The 16,404-nt window shown below is 58.8% G+C and carries 16 protein-coding genes and 2 pseudogenes; 10 read left to right on the forward strand and 8 right to left on the reverse strand.

Features of this window, described 5'->3' with window-relative positions; translation table 11 throughout:
- The first annotated feature begins 386 nt into the window (after nt 1-386).
- The 4 genes from DWX63_RS04695 (at nt 387) to DWX63_RS04710 (ending at nt 3,311) form a co-directional block, all read left to right on the forward strand.
- Nucleotides 387-767 (forward strand): GntR family transcriptional regulator, encoded by a 381-nt coding sequence (locus tag DWX63_RS04695; protein ID WP_117743314.1) that lies wholly within the window; start codon nt 387-389, stop codon nt 765-767.
- Between the two features lie 23 nt (nt 768-790).
- The gene (locus DWX63_RS04700; RefSeq protein WP_117842966.1) at nt 791-1,672 is read left to right on the forward strand and encodes an ABC transporter ATP-binding protein; all 882 of its coding nucleotides are present in this window, start codon (nt 791-793) and stop codon (nt 1,670-1,672) included.
- A gap of 11 nt (nt 1,673-1,683) precedes the next feature.
- A complete protein-coding gene (locus DWX63_RS04705; RefSeq protein WP_158559611.1) occupies nt 1,684-2,367 on the forward strand; it encodes an ABC-2 transporter permease in 684 nt (227 codons plus the stop codon).
- Nucleotides 2,368-2,435: 68 nt separating this feature from the next.
- Nucleotides 2,436-3,311: an EamA family transporter gene (locus DWX63_RS04710; protein WP_117640579.1), complete on the forward strand. Its 876-nt coding sequence runs from the start codon at nt 2,436-2,438 to the stop codon at nt 3,309-3,311.
- A gap of 94 nt (nt 3,312-3,405) precedes the next feature.
- Here DWX63_RS04710 and DWX63_RS04715 read toward each other — a convergent pair whose 3' ends face one another.
- The 3 genes from DWX63_RS04715 to DWX63_RS04725 form a co-directional block, all read right to left on the reverse strand.
- Nucleotides 3,406-4,710, reverse strand: coding sequence for a chloride channel protein (locus DWX63_RS04715; protein WP_117842968.1), 1,305 nt, complete (start codon nt 4,708-4,710; stop codon nt 3,406-3,408).
- A 125-nt stretch (nt 4,711-4,835) separates the two neighbouring features.
- Entirely contained in the window at nt 4,836-5,369 is a 534-nt protein-coding gene (locus DWX63_RS04720; RefSeq protein ID WP_117758274.1) for a TIGR00730 family Rossman fold protein, read from the reverse strand.
- A 36-nt stretch (nt 5,370-5,405) separates the two neighbouring features.
- Complete coding sequence (locus tag DWX63_RS04725) at nt 5,406-5,831, reverse strand: potassium channel family protein (protein ID WP_055252221.1); 426 nt, start codon at nt 5,829-5,831, stop codon at nt 5,406-5,408.
- Between the two features lie 213 nt (nt 5,832-6,044).
- On the opposite strand from DWX63_RS04725, the gene DWX63_RS04730 reads away from it, so the two are divergent.
- The 4 genes and pseudogenes from DWX63_RS04730 (at nt 6,045) to DWX63_RS04740 (ending at nt 9,371) form a co-directional block, all read left to right on the forward strand.
- Nucleotides 6,045-7,676: an ABC transporter substrate-binding protein gene (locus DWX63_RS04730; protein ID WP_117842969.1), complete on the forward strand. Its 1,632-nt coding sequence runs from the start codon at nt 6,045-6,047 to the stop codon at nt 7,674-7,676.
- A gap of 33 nt (nt 7,677-7,709) precedes the next feature.
- Nucleotides 7,710-7,883: pseudogene (locus DWX63_RS11670) on the forward strand (histidine kinase dimerization/phospho-acceptor domain-containing protein); the annotation flags it as partial.
- Between the two features lie 150 nt (nt 7,884-8,033).
- Nucleotides 8,034-8,849, forward strand: coding sequence for an ATP-binding protein (locus DWX63_RS11675; RefSeq protein ID WP_370445872.1), 816 nt, complete (start codon nt 8,034-8,036; stop codon nt 8,847-8,849).
- A gap of 42 nt (nt 8,850-8,891) precedes the next feature.
- Nucleotides 8,892-9,371 (forward strand): pyridoxamine 5'-phosphate oxidase family protein, encoded by a 480-nt coding sequence (locus DWX63_RS04740; protein WP_117842971.1) that lies wholly within the window; start codon nt 8,892-8,894, stop codon nt 9,369-9,371.
- Between the two features lie 69 nt (nt 9,372-9,440).
- Here the strand turns inward: DWX63_RS04740 and DWX63_RS04745 are convergent, their stop codons facing one another.
- The 4 genes from DWX63_RS04745 to DWX63_RS04760 form a co-directional block, all read right to left on the reverse strand.
- Nucleotides 9,441-11,633, reverse strand: coding sequence for an ATP-binding protein (locus tag DWX63_RS04745; RefSeq protein WP_117842972.1), 2,193 nt, complete (start codon nt 11,631-11,633; stop codon nt 9,441-9,443).
- Nucleotides 11,630-12,466 (reverse strand): ABC transporter substrate-binding protein, encoded by an 837-nt coding sequence (locus DWX63_RS04750; RefSeq protein WP_233514472.1) that lies wholly within the window; start codon nt 12,464-12,466, stop codon nt 11,630-11,632. The genes DWX63_RS04745 and DWX63_RS04750 overlap by 4 nt, the downstream gene beginning before the upstream one ends.
- Before the next feature lie 175 nt (nt 12,467-12,641).
- Complete coding sequence (locus DWX63_RS04755; RefSeq protein WP_117635836.1) at nt 12,642-13,856, reverse strand: MalY/PatB family protein; 1,215 nt, start codon at nt 13,854-13,856, stop codon at nt 12,642-12,644.
- Between the two features lie 112 nt (nt 13,857-13,968).
- Nucleotides 13,969-14,706 carry a tRNA (N6-threonylcarbamoyladenosine(37)-N6)-methyltransferase TrmO gene (locus DWX63_RS04760; protein WP_233514473.1) on the reverse strand — a complete coding sequence of 246 codons (738 nt, stop codon included), beginning with the start codon at nt 14,704-14,706 and terminating at the stop codon, nt 13,969-13,971.
- Between the two features lie 140 nt (nt 14,707-14,846).
- Here DWX63_RS04760 and DWX63_RS11205 point away from each other — a divergent pair, with 140 nt between their 5' ends.
- Both DWX63_RS11205 and DWX63_RS04770 read left to right on the forward strand, forming a co-directional pair.
- The gene (locus DWX63_RS11205; protein ID WP_117647358.1) at nt 14,847-15,674 is read left to right on the forward strand and encodes a TipAS antibiotic-recognition domain-containing protein; all 828 of its coding nucleotides are present in this window, start codon (nt 14,847-14,849) and stop codon (nt 15,672-15,674) included.
- A gap of 51 nt (nt 15,675-15,725) precedes the next feature.
- Nucleotides 15,726-15,971, forward strand: a complete 246-nt coding sequence (locus DWX63_RS04770; RefSeq protein WP_117635838.1) for a glutaredoxin — start codon at nt 15,726-15,728, stop codon at nt 15,969-15,971.
- A 159-nt stretch (nt 15,972-16,130) separates the two neighbouring features.
- Here the strand turns inward: DWX63_RS04770 and DWX63_RS04775 are convergent.
- A pseudogene (locus DWX63_RS04775) lies at nt 16,131-16,404 on the reverse strand (hypothetical protein); the annotation flags it as partial.

Here is a 16,404-nt window from a genome sequence, read left to right on the forward strand (position 1 = left end):
TTCTTGCATTGAGTGCATTACGTCGTTGTAACCGCACCATTGTAGCCGCGAAATCCCGCCATAGGGCACCTATCAGGACAAATTCATCAGTTGGGGCCTGGGTAGCAGTCGATGGCGGCACTCCGCAGCAGTTTGTCTCGATCTGTAACACCTAGACGGTTTTTGAACCTCTACCTGTTACAGATTTAGACAAACAGGTGGACGTCCCAGAAAGATCTCGATCTGTAACATCTAGCCACTCAAAACGGTTCCAGATGTTACAGATCGAGACAAACAAACGAAGGGACAGACGAGCCCATATTTCCCTCTTGCGCAACTGTGCATAGTGTATATATACTGTGCTTACCGGTTATATACACGTGTAGCCCAACAGCTAAGGAGCCGCTGTGGACATCATCCTATCCAATTCGAGCGACAAGCCCATCTACGAACAGATATCCTCGCAGGTCAAAGCTCAGATCCTTTCGGGCGCGCTCGCTGCGGGAGCCAAACTCCCCAGCATCCGTGCACTCGCGAGCGATCTTGGCGTGAGCGTCATCACCACCAAGCGCGCCTACGCCGACCTGGAGCAGCTCGGGTTTATCTGCACCGTGCAGGGCAAGGGCTGCTTTGTCGCCGAGGGCAACCAAGAACTCTTGCGCGAAAACCAGCTCTGCCATATCGAAGAGCTGCTCGCACAGGCAGCAACGCAAGCCGAAACCCTGGGCGTCACGCGCGACAAGCTGCACGAGATGCTCGACCTGGTAGCCCCCGAAACCATGCAGTAGCCATCTGCAAGAAAGGCTATACCATGCAATATTTGCTAGAACTCAAAGGTGTATCGCGCCGCGTGAGCGACCGCTTTTCCCTCCACGACGTCACGCTTGCCGTGGAGCCCGGCCAGATCGTTGGCTTTGTGGGCGCAAACGGCGCCGGCAAGACAACGACCATTCGCGCCGCGCTTGGGCTTATAAAGCTCGATGCCGGAGAGGTGCACCTGTTTGGGCAGCACCGCGACGCTAACGCACCCGACGAGACGCAGTGCCACCTGCGCTCCCGCATCGGGCTTGTCCTGGACACGTGTCCCTTCCCCTCCACGCTCAAGGTGGGCGAGGTCGAGGCGCTCGTAGGCTCGGCATACCCCACGTGGGACCGCGAAACGTTCGCCAGTCTCATCGACCGATTTGGCCTCGATCCCAAAACGAAAGTCAAGGACCTCTCCCGCGGCATGGGCATGAAGCTGCAGCTCGCCTGCGCACTCAGCCACAATGCCAAGCTGCTCGTTTTGGACGAAGCCACTGCGGGCCTCGACCCCATGGCGCGCGAGGAACTGCTTGACGAGCTGCTCGCCTTTGTTTCCGACGGCCAGCGCAGCGTGCTGCTCTCGAGTCATATTACGTCCGACCTCGATCGCGCTGCCGACCGCGTCATCTGCATCGATAACGGCTCGATTGTGTTTGACCTGCCGCGCGAGGACATTACCGACCGAGCCGGCATCGCCCACTGCACCCAAGCACAAGCGTCCGAGCTCATGGCTTGCGTCGAAGGCGCCCGTGCCGCCCACCACGCCTATAGCGTTGACGTGCTCGTGCCCAACCGTCGCGAGGCGCTCGAAGCCTTCCCCGAGATTCCCTGCGACCGGGCAACCATTGATGACTATCTTCGCCTCATGCTGAAAGGGGCTTCGAAATGAAACGCGCCTTTATGTCTGAGCTCGCCATCGTCCGCACGCTTGTCCCGAGCATCGCGGGCGTCGGCCTGTTCATCTTCGTCGTGTTGACCCTCGCCAACGCATCGAATGGCGATTCCGGCATGAGCGCCGGCGCCTGCGCGGTCAGCGCCATGTCGCCTATCATGGTCATGAGCTCGCTGGCCGGCTTCGACAATCAAAACGGATGGGAGCGTTATCGGGCAACGCTGCCCCTCTCGCGCAAAGACATTATTTGTGCCCGCTACCTGTGCATCGTTGTCTTCTCAGCCGTCATGGCGTGCGCCGCCGCGCTTTTGAGCATCATCACCCTTCCGTTCTTCGATCACACGGGCATGCCCTCGACGGGACAGATCGTCTTTGAGACCACAATAGCCTCCGCCGCATCGATGCTCATCTCCCTCATGATGGTGTTTTTGGCACAGCCGCTGTTCTTTCGATTTGGACACATGGAGGCGCTGCGCCTTTCCGTCGGCCTGTTTGCCCTGCTCGGGTGCCTTGCCATGGCAGCGTTGAGCTCCTCCAACCCCATCAGCAACTGGCTCATATCGATTGCCGGGGCGAATCCCGATCCCGCCGTCCTCGGCTGCCTGTGCGCAGGAATTGCGGTACTGGCCCTCGTGCTATGTGCACTTAGCTGCATCGTCAGCGCCAAGGTCTACCGGACACGCGACCTGTAGGCAAGCGCGGTATCATCGGGCATGCGCCGCAGATCTGGCGCGGTCTTTTATGAGGAGGCGCTCAACCCGTGTCGTGGGTTACAGCAGCATTTGCATCAGCTTTCTTTGCCGGCATCACATCCATTTTGGCCAAATGCGGCATCAGGCACACCGACTCCGACGTTGCAACCGCCATCCGTACTTGCGTGGTGCTCGTATTTGCCTGGGCAATGGCGGGCATTTCTGGATCCATCGGAGCAATCGGCGCCATTCCCGCCAAAGCCTGGCTATTCCTCACCCTCTCGGGACTCGCCACCGGCGCCTCGTGGATCTGTTACTTTAAGGCGCTCAGCATCGGAGACGTCAACAAGGTTGTACCCGTCGACAAGATGAGCACCGTGCTCGCCGTGCTGATCGCCATAGTGCTTTTTGGTGAGACAGGCAACCTGGCGGTCAAGCTCGTGGGAACCGCAGTTATCACGCTCGGCACGTTTTTGATGATCGAGAAAAAGCAGTCCGTCGGCGCAGAGCAAAAGCAAGACCGAGCCTGGCTCGCTTACGCCCTCGGCGCCGCCGTGTTCGCGGCACTCACCTCCGTCCTCGCCAAGATCGGCATCGAAGGTGTCGAGTCAAACCTGGCCACGGCAATCCGCACCTGTGTGGTACTTGTTATGGCATGGGCAATCGTGGCTGCCAAGGGAAAGCTGGAGCAGGTCGCGCGCATTGACCCGCGCGAACTCGCATTTCTTGCGGCATCGGGCATTGCGACCGGCGCGTCGTGGCTGCTGTACTACTACGCCATCGCTGCAGGCCAGGTGAGCGTCGTCGTGCAAATCGACAAACTATCGATTGTCGTATCGGTGCTGTTCGCACGACTGGCCTTCAACGAAAAGCTGTCGCATCGAAGCGCCATCGGCCTTTTCCTCATCGTGCTGGGCACCGCCGCGCTCGCGATTTGGAAGTAGCGTCGGTGCCAGGCGAGATTCAGTCCACCCGCAAATCCGTGACACAGCGCCCACACCGGGCTTGAGATGTTTGTATTGCCCGCGCGCTACCGTGCTACTTGCGCAGCGGCTTGGGCAGCGGAATGCCCGCCGCGATGACGGCGGCGATGATCATGCAGACGATACCCTTGAGCGGGAAGCACATGAGCAGCAGGCCCACAACCATGACCGGCTGACGCATAACGGCGCCCATCGTCGAGGCGGTGCAGACGGCGACGCAAAAGACCGGATCGGCGCCGGTGAGGATGGCAAGACCATAGCCCAGGCTCACACCCGAGAAGATAACCGGGAAGAAGTGGCCGCCACGCCAACCAAGGTTGATGAGGGCGGGCGTCAGCATGGCCTTAACAAGACCGGTCGCGATAAGCACGCCGGCGGGAATGGTCAGATAGGTCTCCATGAGCACGTCGGCTTGGGTCTCGCCGGCAAACATGGTGTAGGGCAGGACCGTGCCACAGATGGCGAGCGCCAGACCGGCTAGCATGGCCTTGACGACAGGGCGCTCCCCTATGGTGTGGGCCAACGCCTCGCTCGCGTGCTCCGAGACAAAGTACAGCCAGCCGCAGACCGTACCGATGAGTGCCAGGGGAATAAGCCAGACAAGCTCAAGGTTGCCCACCTGGGCAGCCTCGAACCTCGGCATACCCATACCGCCGCCCATAAGCTGTCCGAGCAGCAGATAGGTGCCCAGGCCGCCGGCAATCGCGATGCCGTAGACCACGGTCTTTTGCGCCTTGGGCAGCTTGATGGTGATCTCGTCGGAGGCGGAATCCTCGTCTTCGTTGGCGCCCTGGCCATCGGCGCTACCGGCGAGCGGCGCCACAAAACCAAAGACGGGCGCGGTAAAGAGCGCCGTCAGGGCGGCCTGGGTACCCAGCAGCGTGAGCTGCCTAAACTCGGCACCAAAGCGACGCATGCGGTCGCCGACCCAGCTGCACAGACCCGCGATAACGCCGGTCAGGCCGGCCTCCGGTCCAATGCTTCCGCCAAACAGCAGCGGCAGCAACGCCGCGAGCGAAAGCTTGCCCAGGTTGTCGTACGGATAGCGACCGTCTTGCTTAACCTTGGCCATTACCTGGTTGAGGTCATCGGTCTTGGTGCCCGTCATCTTTTCGTACAGGCCGATCAGCAGGCCGCCCAGCAGGCAGACGAAAAACGGATACGGCAAAAACCCGAACGGGCCGCTCGCGAGCTCGGGTGAAGCGACGCCCAGCATATGCGGGATCTCGGTCCATAGATAGTCGATACCGCGCTCCATCGCAAAGAAGAACAGCCAGACCGCGGTGCCCGCAAACGCACCGGTCGCAGCCACGCTCGCTAAGAACAGCGCACGGTTTTTGGGTTTTGCAAGGGTATCCATCGGGACCTCCCGTGGTCAAATCGACAAAGATACGTTTTATTGTAGGACGAGCAGGCCTCGGGCGGGCTAACCATCTACGCCGCGAACGGTGCCGTTGGGTGCCGCACGAGCGATGAGCCTAAGGCTTAGGCGCCGATAATCGATGCGATTTGACGCAGGTCGTCGGCAAAGTAGATGCCGGTCTGGCGCTGCGGGCTCGATAGGCCCTTGTCGATCATGCGCCCGAGCAGCGACTTAAGATCGTTGTAGTAGCCCCCGAGGTTGTACAGGATGCACGGCGCATCGAGATGCCCCAACGACACGGCGGACATGACCTCGGCAATCTCCTCGAGCGTGCCCGTACCGCCCGGGAAGGCGATGAACGCGTCGCCGAGCTCGATCATCTTGGCCTTACGCTCGGCCATGTCACTCGTCACGATGAGATCGTCAATACCGTCGTGTTGAAACTCTGCCTCGATAAAAAAGCTCGGCTCAACGCCCGTCACATGCCCGCCAGCATTGAGCACGCTATCGGCAAGCGCGCCCATCAGGCCCGACTTGGAGCCGCCGTATACCAGCGCGTGGCCGTTGGAGCCAATCCACGTGCCGAGCTCTCGCACTGCAGGCAGAAACGCCGGGTCGTTGCCGACGCTCGCGCCCAGGTATACCGTGATATTCATATTCAGTCCCCCTCGTCGTGACGCGCGTCGCCCGTTCTAGCGTTGGCGTCGGCGATATTCGCGCACACGGCGCGACAGGTCGGCGAGCTCGTCACGATCGAGCTCTTCCAAATGCTCTAGATCGTCCATAAAGCGCGCCATGGTGTCCTTTTGACGCATCTTGATGAGCGTGTTGCAGTAGTTCACCGCCACGCCCGTGAGCATGGCGATGTAGAAGATGCTGATGACGCTCAAAACGACGGTGATAGCGCGGGCAACCGGCGTCTCGGCCGGGATATCACCGAAGCCGATCGTCGATACGGTCTCAAAGCTAAACCAGAGGCCGTCGCCAAACGTGAGGGTCGTGGGCTCGGACAGCCAGACGGCCGTCGAGCACAGCAGATAGAAGACGAGAAACAGGCCCGTGATGCGCGCAAAGCCAGCCTGGCGCAACACGTCAGCAAGCGTCCTCAACTTGTTCATCGCGACCTCTTTTCCCAGACGCCCAATCACATTCGCTCGGTATTGTCCCACGCCTCCCCCGCAAACGGAACTAGTCATTGGGGACGTTCTTAAATGACTAGTCAAACAAGAACGTCCCCAATGACTACCTGACCGTTTAGCGGTGCGGTGGCTGAGTGGGCAGGTTGAGCTGGTATCCTTATGTGATACTGTCTCGACTCGATAGGATTACATGTGAAACCTTCCGCCATCCTTCGTTTGGCTCTATATCGCACCCTAGCCGTCGCGGTTGCCGTACTCACCGTACTGAGCGCCGTCATGCCTGCCCCCGCCTTTGCCGCCGACTCCGACCACCAGGTCAAGACGGTCCGCGTTGGCTGGCTCGTCAACAACAAAGGCTTCCAGGAAGGCACGCCGGGCGAGCGCCTCTCGGGATGGGGCTACGAATACCTCCAGACCCTCTCGTATTACACAAAGGGCTGGCAATACGAATACGTTAGCGGCACCTTCTCCGAGCTTATGGACATGCTCGAGGCAGGCGAAATCGACCTCATGCCCAACATCTCGTATTCGGCAGAACGCGAGCAGAAGCTGCTCTTTTCCTCAAATCCCGAGGGCACCGAGCGCTACTATATCTACGCCAGGCCCGACCGCGACGATCTAGCCAAGGGTGACCCTCAGGCGCTCCAAGGCCTCACCATCGGCTGCAACTCTGGCGTTATGCAAACTATCGTCGGCCAGCAGTGGCTCGCCAACGAAGACGTTACCTGCACCTATAAAGAAATCGACACCGGCAGCGCCCTCTTTGAGGCGCTTGCAGACGGCGAGGTCGACGCCGTCATCATGAACGACACCATTTCGTCGCCCGATGCGTCACCCATGTTCTACGTAGGCTCGAGCGACTACTATTTTGCCGTTCCCAAAAGCCGCCCTGACCTGATGAACGACATCAACGCCGCCATGACGACCATCGCCCGCGATAACCCGCGCTATAACGAGGAAGTCAAAACGAGTTACTCGACCCAAAACAGTGGCTCGTCATCGCTCACCGGCACCGAGACCACCTGGCTCAAAGAAAACGGCAATACCATCACGCTCGGCTATCTTAAAAACCAACTTCCCTACTGTACGCAAAATGACGACGGCGAGATGGAAGGGTCGCTCGCCTCGCTTGCAACGACGTTGCACGACAAGTTTGACATTACGGTCAAAACAATCGCACTCTCGAACAACAAGCAAATGATCAAAGCCCTTTCCAACGGAACCATCGATGTCGCCCTGCCGTTGTTTCGCGACTACTGGCTCGCCGAGCAGACAGGGGTCATCCAGTCAAACTCGATGGGAACGGTTTCGCTGACCGCCATTCACAATGGCAAAAACCTGAACAGCGACCTTAAGAACATCGCTTGTACAAAGAGCACAATCGTTAACCGTTTTGAGCTCGAAAGTCTCTTTCCGAACGCAACGGTAACCGAGTATTCGAATGACGGCGAGGTGCTCAAAGCCCTCGATGAGGGGAAGGCACGTTGCATCATTGTCCCCAGCACGCGCCTGGAAACTCTCCGCGACATCTACGACATCGAGGATTTCGAAACACAGGAACTCACCAACACGGCACAACTATCGTGTTTAATTTCGCGCGGCAAGCCCGAGCTGCTGGGAATCATCAATAAGGGCATCGTCAATGCAGGTGAATCGCTCTCTGCAAACAGCTATTTCCCCACATCGTACTCGGCGCAAGAATCGGATGCGTTCCGACTTCTCTACCGCAACCGCATCGTCATTGCGGCAGTCGTCATCTGCATCTTGCTCACCAGCATCGCCATCCTTGTCTGGTCGCTTTACCGCGCACAGGAGGAACGGTAGAAAGCTGATGCCGCCAACACCGCCAAAACCGCTTTCCTCACGCGCATGAGCCACGACATCCGCACGCCGCTCAACGGCATCCTGGGCCTTATCGAAATTGAGGAATTGAGAGAAGGCGACATGCAGGTCGCCCGCGAAAGCCGCGCCAAGGCGCGCGTTGCCGCCAATCACCTGCTGTCACTGATTAACGACATCCTCGAGATGGGCAGGATCGAGGAGTGCAAAGTGACGCTCGAGCACGAATCATTCAACCTTAAAGAGCTGTGCGACAATGCGCTCGTACTGTGCAAGCTCCGCGCATCGGACCGCGGCATAACCATGCTCGACACCAGCGAGCCCTACGCTGTCGACCAATATATGATCGGCAGCCCCACCCATATTCGGCAGATCCTTGTCAACCTGCTCGACAACAGCATCAAGTACAACAAGCACGGAGGCACCGTCACGTTCTCATCGACCATCAAACCGGTCGACGACGAGCACGCCGTGTTTTGCTTTAGCGTCTCGGATACCGGCATCGGCATGTCGCCCGAGTTTCTAAAGCACATCTACGAACCGTTTGCCCAAGAGGGCAACGATGCCCGCAGTAAATTTCAGGGAACTGGCATGGGCATGCCGATCGTCAAATCGCTCATAGACATGATGGGAGGCACGATTGAGATTTCGAGCGAGGTCGGCGTGGGAAGTACGTTCAACGTCCAGATTCCGCTCGATATCGACAAGAACCCTCAGGCAAGAGAAGGTGCGGACGAGCAGGCGATCAGCCGCTCGCTTGCCGGCATGAACGTTCTTTTGGCCGAAGACAACGAGCTCAATGCCGAAATTGCCCAGGCCCTGCTCGAAAGCGAAGGCATCGTCGTAACTCGCGCCGCCGACGGCAAAGAAGCGGTCGAACTATACACTAGTCGTCCCGCCGGCAGCTTCGATGCGATCCTGATGGACATCATGATGCCGGGTATGGATGGCTACGAGGCAACTCGCGCGATTCGTCTGAGCGAGAAGGCCGATGCAGCCGACATCCCCATCATCGCGCTCACCGCCAATGCCTTTGCCGAGGACGCCAAGGCGGCACACGATGCCGGCATGAACGCCCATCTGCCCAAACCGCTCGACTTTAACAAGCTCAAAAACATCCTCGCCCGCATCAAGAAAAACGGAACTGTTTCGCTATAGTTTGTGCTCACCCACCATGCACAGTTAGAAAGGAAGCCAACGATGTTTAGGCCCCTGCGTCGAAAGAAACGCGCCATCACTGACGAGGAAGCACGTGAACTGCTGACCACCTGCAAGCGCGGCGTCTTTGCCGTCAACGGCGACGATGGCTACCCGTATGCCATTCCCGTCAACTACTTCTTTGACGCCAAGCACGACAAGATTTATTTCCATGGTGCCAAGGCTGGCCACAAGGTCGATTCACTCAGGCGTGATGATAAAGTCTGCTTTACCGTTTACGGCAACGAGTGGTACAAAGACGATGACTGGGCTCCCTATGTTATGAGCACCGTGGTCTTTGGTCGTTGCCGCCTAGTAAATGAGACACCTGCGTTTATCGAGGACAAAGTCCGCCAGCTCGCGCTTAAGTACTACCCCTCTGCCGAAGAAGTTGAAGAGGAAATCGCCAAAGACATCAAGGGCGTCCAACTCTACGAGATTTCGATTGAGCATCTTTGCGGCAAGCAGATCCATGAAAAGTAAGCCCAAAAACAGGTCCCACAAATAACAAAATGGCTCGGTTCCAACCAGTATTGGAACCGAGCCATTTGTTTATGAAGCGTCGGCGGCTATGTGCGCAAGCGCCTCAACGAGATCCTGAGAACTCACGGGTTTGCTCAGATGCGCGTTCATGCCCGCCTCGCGCGAAAGCCTACGGTCGTCGGCAAAGGCATTGGCGCTCACGGCGATAATCGGCGTGGTCGCGGCGTCCTCGCGATCGAGCGCTCGAATCTGACGCGTGGCCTCAAGGCCATCGATGCCGGGCATCATGATGTCCATCAATACCACGTCGTACTCGTGCGGCGCGCTCGCGGCAAACGTCTCGACGGCAGACTCGCCATCTTTGACATGTGTCACGACGGCACCGGCGCGGTCGAGCGTAAACTGTGCGATCTCGGCATTCAGGTCGTTATCCTCTACGAGCAAAACGCGCAGGCCCTGGAGCACGTCGCTGTCGCCTGCATCCACGCGAACTGCCTGGGGAATCTCGGAACTCTTGCACTTCTCAAACGGCAGGCAAATGGTAAACGTCGTCCCCTGCCCCAAGGCGCTCGTAAAGCTCATGGTTCCGCCCATAAGCTCGACCAACTGTTTGGCAATAGACGCGCCCAGGCCAGTTCCCGATGAAGCGCCTTCCACCTGTTGTTCCTCGCGGCTGAACGGCTCGTAGAGGTGCTGTTGAAACTCCTCGCTCATGCCAATGCCGTTATCGGCGATCGTGTATTCATAGACGGGGACACCGTCCACCGGCTCCACCTCGCGGCATGTCAGGCGAACATAGCCGCCCTGGCGGTTGTACTTGACGGCATTACCGGCAATATTGAGCAACAGACGCTTGAGGTGCGTCACGCTCACCCGGGCATAGGGATGATCAAGAGTCCGTTGGTCGCAGATAATTGTCACCAGGCGCTCCTCGGCCTGGCGCTCCAGAATATCGCACACCTCACGGTTGAGGGCCACCATATCTGTAGGCACGAGATTCAGGTCGACCTGCCCGCTCTCCAAGCGGCTCATATCGAGTGCCTCGTTCGCAAGGTCGAGCAGCAGTCCCGACGCCGTCCAGATCTTTGAGCGGCACTCAGTCTGCTTTTGCAAGTCGTCCGCGTTGGCATTGCCCACCTCGACCATACCGCGAATGCCGTTGATGGGCGTGCGCAGGTCGTGACTCATGCGACGCAGGAACTCCGTCTTTGCAGAGTTGGCAGACGAAGCTTCGCGCGCCGCTTTTGCCAGCTTGTCGCCATAGTCGCGCTCCTGCAGCAACAGGTCGGCAAAGCGTTGGCTCTCGGCGCGGCGGCGCACCAACACAACAGTGGCTATAACACCGCCGTAGAGTGCCAACACACTGGCAACAACAGCGGCAACAACCTCAAAGTAACGCTGCGCGGGAGCATAGGTGTACACGTAAAAATCGCGCGCTTTACCAAATGTGCCCAGATACCACTCACCGCTGTCGTTAACCAATCTGACCTTACCAGCCAGGCAACGCTCCTTAATGCCGTTGACAACGATGGCATCCGTCGCAGGCAAATCGAACACGCCTGACACGGCGGGCTCGGCAGCGTTGGTCGCAACGACCTTACCGTCGTTTTCGATCACGATATTGCCGCTATCGATAGTCTCATAACCATCGAGCAAGCTCTGCAACTTGAGCGTATTGCTCGCGACCGCCTTGGCGCTCTGGTGCCTCACCGCGACAACGATGCCCTCACCGTCCCGCCGGGCCACGCAGCCAATGTCTGCGACCGAATCGTCCGCAAGCGTAATGCGAGCGGTATAGGACTTAAGCGGATGGGCTGCCACCTCCAGCACAGGCGCCTCTTTGAGATTCGCAGCGAGCGACTCGTAGCCCACATCATCCTTCGAGGACTCGGACACCAAGTTGCCCGATGCATCCGTTACGATCAGCGCTGTCACATTAAACTGGTCAGCATATTGCTCCAACGTAGCGTTATCCACCGAGCCGTCGCGCTCCATATCGCGCGCCGCCTCTCCGGCGATCTCCATAACGCGAATCAGGTTTTTGGTCGCATAGGCGCTGTTGAACGCATCGTAGGAAAGGCTCTGTGTCGCCACGTAATCGACAACGTCGGCAAAGCGCTGCTCGGCCTGAGCTGTCGTGTAGGCGTAGCTCGTCACGCCGGCAACAATCGAGAGCGCTATCCCCAACAGGACGACGATGAGCCATTCCCGTGCCGAACGATCGCCCCGCTCCTGAGCGGTGTGGTCGGACGCATCAATCATGACAGGCCCTCCACATTCAAAAAGGGCGAAGGGTCATCAAAATACTTTGACACCAGGCGCTCCATGGTGCCATCGGCAAGCATTTCTTGGTAGGCATGGGTGAGCTTAACGTCGATGCCGCGTGTGTCGTTGATATCGAAAGCGGTGCCCAACCCAACCTCCAGCAGCGGCTCAGACAGAATGCGATACGTCACACCATAGTCTTTTTCGTAAGTAAGCAGCGAGGACTCATGCGCGGCGATGGCATCGACCAGGCCCTCGACGAGCGCCGGGTTCAGGTACGAGCGGTCCGAAAAGCTGTAGAGCTCCTTGATCTGCGGAACGTTTTCACTGGTACGATTGAGCAGAATCGACTCGGGCTTGGTGGTGGACTGGACCGCCACGACCTTACCCTCAAGATCGGCAAGCGTGTAGATATCGCTCTCGGGATCGACCGCGACCACCTGGCGGCTCGCAAGGTACGGGCCGGCCCAGCGATATTCGTTTTCGCGACCCGTCATACTAAAGCTGCCCATGACGCAGTCGAGCTCGCCGCTCGCCAGCAGTTCTTTCTTCTTTTCCCAGTCGATCAGCTGGTATTTTGGCTTGTAACCAATGCGGACCAAAGCCTCGGTCAAAATCTCGACATCCAGGCCAACGATATTGCCGTACTCGTCGCTATACACAAACGGCGGATAGAGGTCGCTGCCGACGTTGAGCGTCTTAAGGTTGTCGTCTTTGACCTGCGAGGCGGCCGCGCCTTCTGATGCAGACGCCGCGGCCCCGTCATTCGACCCGGAACAGCCAGCTATCGCCACGACAAAGGCACTCACCACTGCAAGCGCAACAAACAACGATATGGCGGCCGAGCGACGAGGTCTTTTCATCGAGCTCCAGACGTTCCTGTTTACAGACTCAAGAGCAAAGATATTAGCAGACAAAACCGCGCTTGCGCTCAATGGTTACAGATGCTTTACCATACGGGGCCTTCCAGCCAATCTGGCAGACGGCCCCGCATGCAGCGCTCACTTACCGTGCATTAAAAACGTAGCGGTCCAGGCGGTCGCACGCCTCCCTTACACGCGAAAGCGGCAGCGCCAGATTCACGCGAATGTGGCAAGGCCCGTGGAACGGACGGCCATCCTGATAGCCCACGCCCACACGCGCCCCCTCGTCGAGCAGCCACTGAATATCGTGCCCATGCACGCAGCACCACTCCGTGCAGTCCAGGAACACCATATAGGTGCCCTGCGGGCGCGAATAGGACACGCCCTCAAAATGCTCGTCCACGTAATCGCAGAAGTAGTCAATGTTGCCCTCGATAACCTCGTTGAGCTCATCGAGCCACTCGTAGCCCTGCGGCTGGTAGGCGCCGATAAGCGCATGCATCGAAAGGACATTCATCTCGTTGTAGTGGGTCTTATTGGACACGGCGCACACGCGGTCGCGCAGCGTCTCGTTATAGATGATGTGGTAGCTGCCGACCAGGCCCGCCAGGTTAAACGTCTTGCTGGGCGCATAGAGGGCGACCGTGCGCATGCGGGCATCCTCGCTCACCGACTGCGTCGGGATATGCTTGTGACCGGGCAAGATGATGTCGGACCAAATCTCGTCCGAAATCACCACGCAATCGTGCCGGCGATAGATGTCCATGGCGCGCTCGATCTCGTCGCGCTCCCATACGCGGCCACAAGGATTGTGCGGCGAGCAGAACACCGCGGCGTGGATGTGGTTTTGGGTGAGCTTGCGTTCCATGTCCTCAAAGTCCATGCGCCACACGCCCTGGTCGTCGAGCTTAAGCGGGCTGTGGACAATGCGATAGCCCGCGGCTTCGATGGACTTGGTAAAGCCGATGTAGGTAGGGCTGTGGACCAGCACCGCATCGCCCGGCTGGACATACGCCCGCAGGGTCGACACGACACCGCCCAGCACGCCGTTTTCGTAGCCGATATGCTCCGGGAGCAGACCCTCGACGCCATTACGTCGGCTCTGCCATTCGATGATGCGGTCGAAGTACTCGTCGCGCGGATCGAAATAGCCAAACATGGGATGCTGGGCGCGCTGAATGATGTGCTCCTGGACCGTGGGCACCGTGGCAAAATTCATGTCCGCCACCCACATGGGGATGCGGTCGAAGCCCTCGTCGGGCGCGTTCGGAGCCATGCCAGGGATCTCGCCCCAGGAGTCAACGGCGATGGCGTCCATGCCGTGGCGGTCGATAAGCGAAGTAAAGTCGTATTTCATGCTGAGCTCCCGTGCAAAGCGGATTGTTTTGGTAGGCGTTATTGTCCACCAGCGTGGGCGGTTTTGGCATGGGGCTTGGCGCTTAATTTGACGGGTGCGGACGAATGGCTGGTTAGTCCTGCGCGTCGTCGACGGCGGTTACCGTCAGCCTGGTTCCGTCAACCGTAAACGATATGTCGAGCCCAGCGTAAGCCAAGTGGTAAATGCGGTTTGGCTCGTGCTTGCTACCCGCGCGGCGCGGATCTTGGCGAAGGACCTCGACCAACCCGGGGAGCTTCGTGGGCGGGACCATCTCCTGCAGCGCTTGCGGGAAGTCAACGTCGAGCTCTTGCCACGGCGCATCCTCAATCCAGCCGCCGGTCGCATCCGAGTGGCAGTCCGCAAACGGAATGTAGGGCTTAATGTCGTAGATGGGCGTGCCGTCACGCAGATCGGCCCCTAGCACATGGATGATGGGGCCATCGTCGGTAAGCCCGACATGATCGAGTTTGACGCAGGTAAGCCCAATGGGATTAGGTCGAAACGGGCTGCGCGTGGCAAATACGCCCACGCGCTCGGCTCCACCCAAGCGCGGCGGACGCACGGTCTTCGACCACTTGGCGTTGGTGCCGGACCTATCCTGTGTCTTGGCATCGGCGGCGATGTCTTCGGCCGCGCCGCCGGGTGTTCCGTTTTCAAAGCGCCAGAGCAGCCACAGGTGAGAGAAGGAGTCCAGACCCTCAACTGCCGCGCTGGAGGCAAATTCCGGCTCAAAGACGATGCGTCCCTCAAGATGGGGCGCCAAAAAGCTGTTGCGCGGGATGCCGAACTTTTGCGGCAGGTCGGTATGTATGTGTGCAATAGGTTTCATGCCGGTCATTGTACGGCATGAGGGCATGCGCGATGCGCGTAATCCCTCACCGCGACCGCCCCTTTTGCAACCAACGGTTGCTTGGAAGGGCGTCGGCCGCCGCGTATGCTTAAGCCAACAAGCAGCAGAAAGGAGCCGTTATGGCCTTTGCAGAAAAACTCATCGCCGTCCGTCGCGCCAACAACCTTACCCAAGAGCAGCTTGCCGCCAAGCTCTATGTCACGCGCCAAGCCGTCAGCCGCTGGGAGCGCGGCGAAGTCACCCCGGGCATCGACATGATGAAGCTCATTGCCGCCGTAACCGGAGAACCGCTGTCCCACCTGCTCGAAATGCCCGAGCACTATTGCCAGAGCTGCGGCATGGTGCTCACACCCGACGACTGCGGCACCGATGCTGCGGGCACCGCGACCGATCATTACTGCAAGTGGTGCTACGACCACGGCAAGTACACCTACGACACTACGATGGAGGCAATGATCGAGGATTGTGCCCCGCGCCTGGCACAAAACACCGGTATGTCGCTCGACGAAGCTGTCTCGCTCATGGGCGCCGTGCTGCCGCAACTGGAACGCTGGCGCGCCGTGCAAGAAAACGAGGAGCGCTACGGCGCCGAAGCGCGGGCGCGCTATGGCGATGAGGCTATCGATGCAGCAAACGAAACGTTACTGGATATGGATCCTCAGACATGGAACGACATGAAGGAACTTGAACGCGCTATTCTGGGCCAGCTCTCGATTGCCATGAGCGACGGCGAACCGGATGGAAGCGAGGCTCGCAAGCTTGTCGCGATGCATCGTCGCTGGATTGCTCTCAACTGGGGATGCGAGCCCCAAGACGAGGCGTACTTGGGCCTCGCCCACGGCTATCTTGCCGACCAGCGCTTTGTTGACTACTACGACAAGCCCTGCGGCACCGGCGCCACGGCGTTTCTGGTACAGGCAATCGAGTCGTCGTTGACGCGTGCATAGACCGCGGCGGCTTTGGGTATTTCAATCGAAACCTCAACCGATTGGAGACCTATGGCTACTGATCACGAGCTCGCGCTCTACGTTATGACCGGCTGCCCGTATTGCATAAAGGTCAAGCGTTTCCTGGCCGATAACGGCGTGACCATCCCCGAGCGTAATATCTCGACCGATTCCGATGCCGAGCAGACGCTCATCGCCGTCGGCGGAAAGCGCCAAGTTCCCTGCCTGTTCATTGACGGCACGCCACTCTACGAGTCGGGCGACATCATCGCGTGGATACAGAAGAACCTGCTCTAGCGTTCTATTGCGGTCGGCCGGCCCCAACGCACAAACCCATACGGCACAAACATGTACGTCAGCATCCAAAGTCGATATTTTTCGACATCTTTGGATGCTGACGTACAGCTATTTGTGGGCAATCGTTGGGTGTTCCTATAGTTTTGTCAACCGTCGGGGCTACTCCCGGTAGGGCACCCGGTCGCGCATCACGGCGTATATCGCCCTGAGCCGCTTCCTCGCGACGGCCTTGAGCGCCCGCCCGTGCCCCATGCCCCGCGCCCTGCAGGCCCGGTAGTACTCGCCGTAGCGCCCCGAGGACCTCACCAGGCTGTTGCACGAGAAGATCAGCAGGGACTTGAGCCTCGCGTCGCCCCGCCTGGACGCCCTGACCGACCTCATGTTAGCGTCAATATATTTTTCACCATTTTCACCAACGTATTTTCGCCAATCG

Origin of the sequence: Collinsella sp. AF20-14LB (assembly GCF_003459505.1) — a bacterium.
In the GTDB taxonomy this organism is placed as follows: domain Bacteria; phylum Actinomycetota; class Coriobacteriia; order Coriobacteriales; family Coriobacteriaceae; genus Collinsella.

Bases quoted from the DNA above. Each gene is read 5' to 3' on its own strand.
- DWX63_RS04700 (WP_117842966.1), top strand. From the start codon at position 791: ATGCAATATTTGCTAGAACTCAAAGGTGTATCGCGCCGCGTGAGCGAC.
- DWX63_RS04705 (WP_158559611.1), top strand. From the start codon at position 1,684: ATGTCTGAGCTCGCCATCGTCCGCACGCTTGTCCCGAGCATCGCGGGC.
- DWX63_RS04715 (WP_117842968.1), bottom strand. From the start codon at position 4,710: ATGGATACCCTTGCAAAACCCAAAAACCGTGCGCTGTTCTTAGCGAGC.
- DWX63_RS04720 (WP_117758274.1), bottom strand. From the start codon at position 5,369: ATGAATATCACGGTATACCTGGGCGCGAGCGTCGGCAACGACCCGGCG.
- DWX63_RS04725 (WP_055252221.1), bottom strand. From the start codon at position 5,831: ATGAACAAGTTGAGGACGCTTGCTGACGTGTTGCGCCAGGCTGGCTTT.
- DWX63_RS11675 (WP_370445872.1), top strand. From the start codon at position 8,034: ATGATCGGCAGCCCCACCCATATTCGGCAGATCCTTGTCAACCTGCTC.
- DWX63_RS04740 (WP_117842971.1), top strand. From the start codon at position 8,892: ATGTTTAGGCCCCTGCGTCGAAAGAAACGCGCCATCACTGACGAGGAA.
- DWX63_RS04745 (WP_117842972.1), bottom strand. From the start codon at position 11,633: ATGATTGATGCGTCCGACCACACCGCTCAGGAGCGGGGCGATCGTTCG.
- DWX63_RS04755 (WP_117635836.1), bottom strand. From the start codon at position 13,856: ATGAAATACGACTTTACTTCGCTTATCGACCGCCACGGCATGGACGCC.
- DWX63_RS04760 (WP_233514473.1), bottom strand. From the start codon at position 14,706: ATGAAACCTATTGCACACATACATACCGACCTGCCGCAAAAGTTCGGC.
- DWX63_RS11205 (WP_117647358.1), top strand. From the start codon at position 14,847: ATGGCCTTTGCAGAAAAACTCATCGCCGTCCGTCGCGCCAACAACCTT.
- DWX63_RS04770 (WP_117635838.1), top strand. From the start codon at position 15,726: ATGGCTACTGATCACGAGCTCGCGCTCTACGTTATGACCGGCTGCCCG.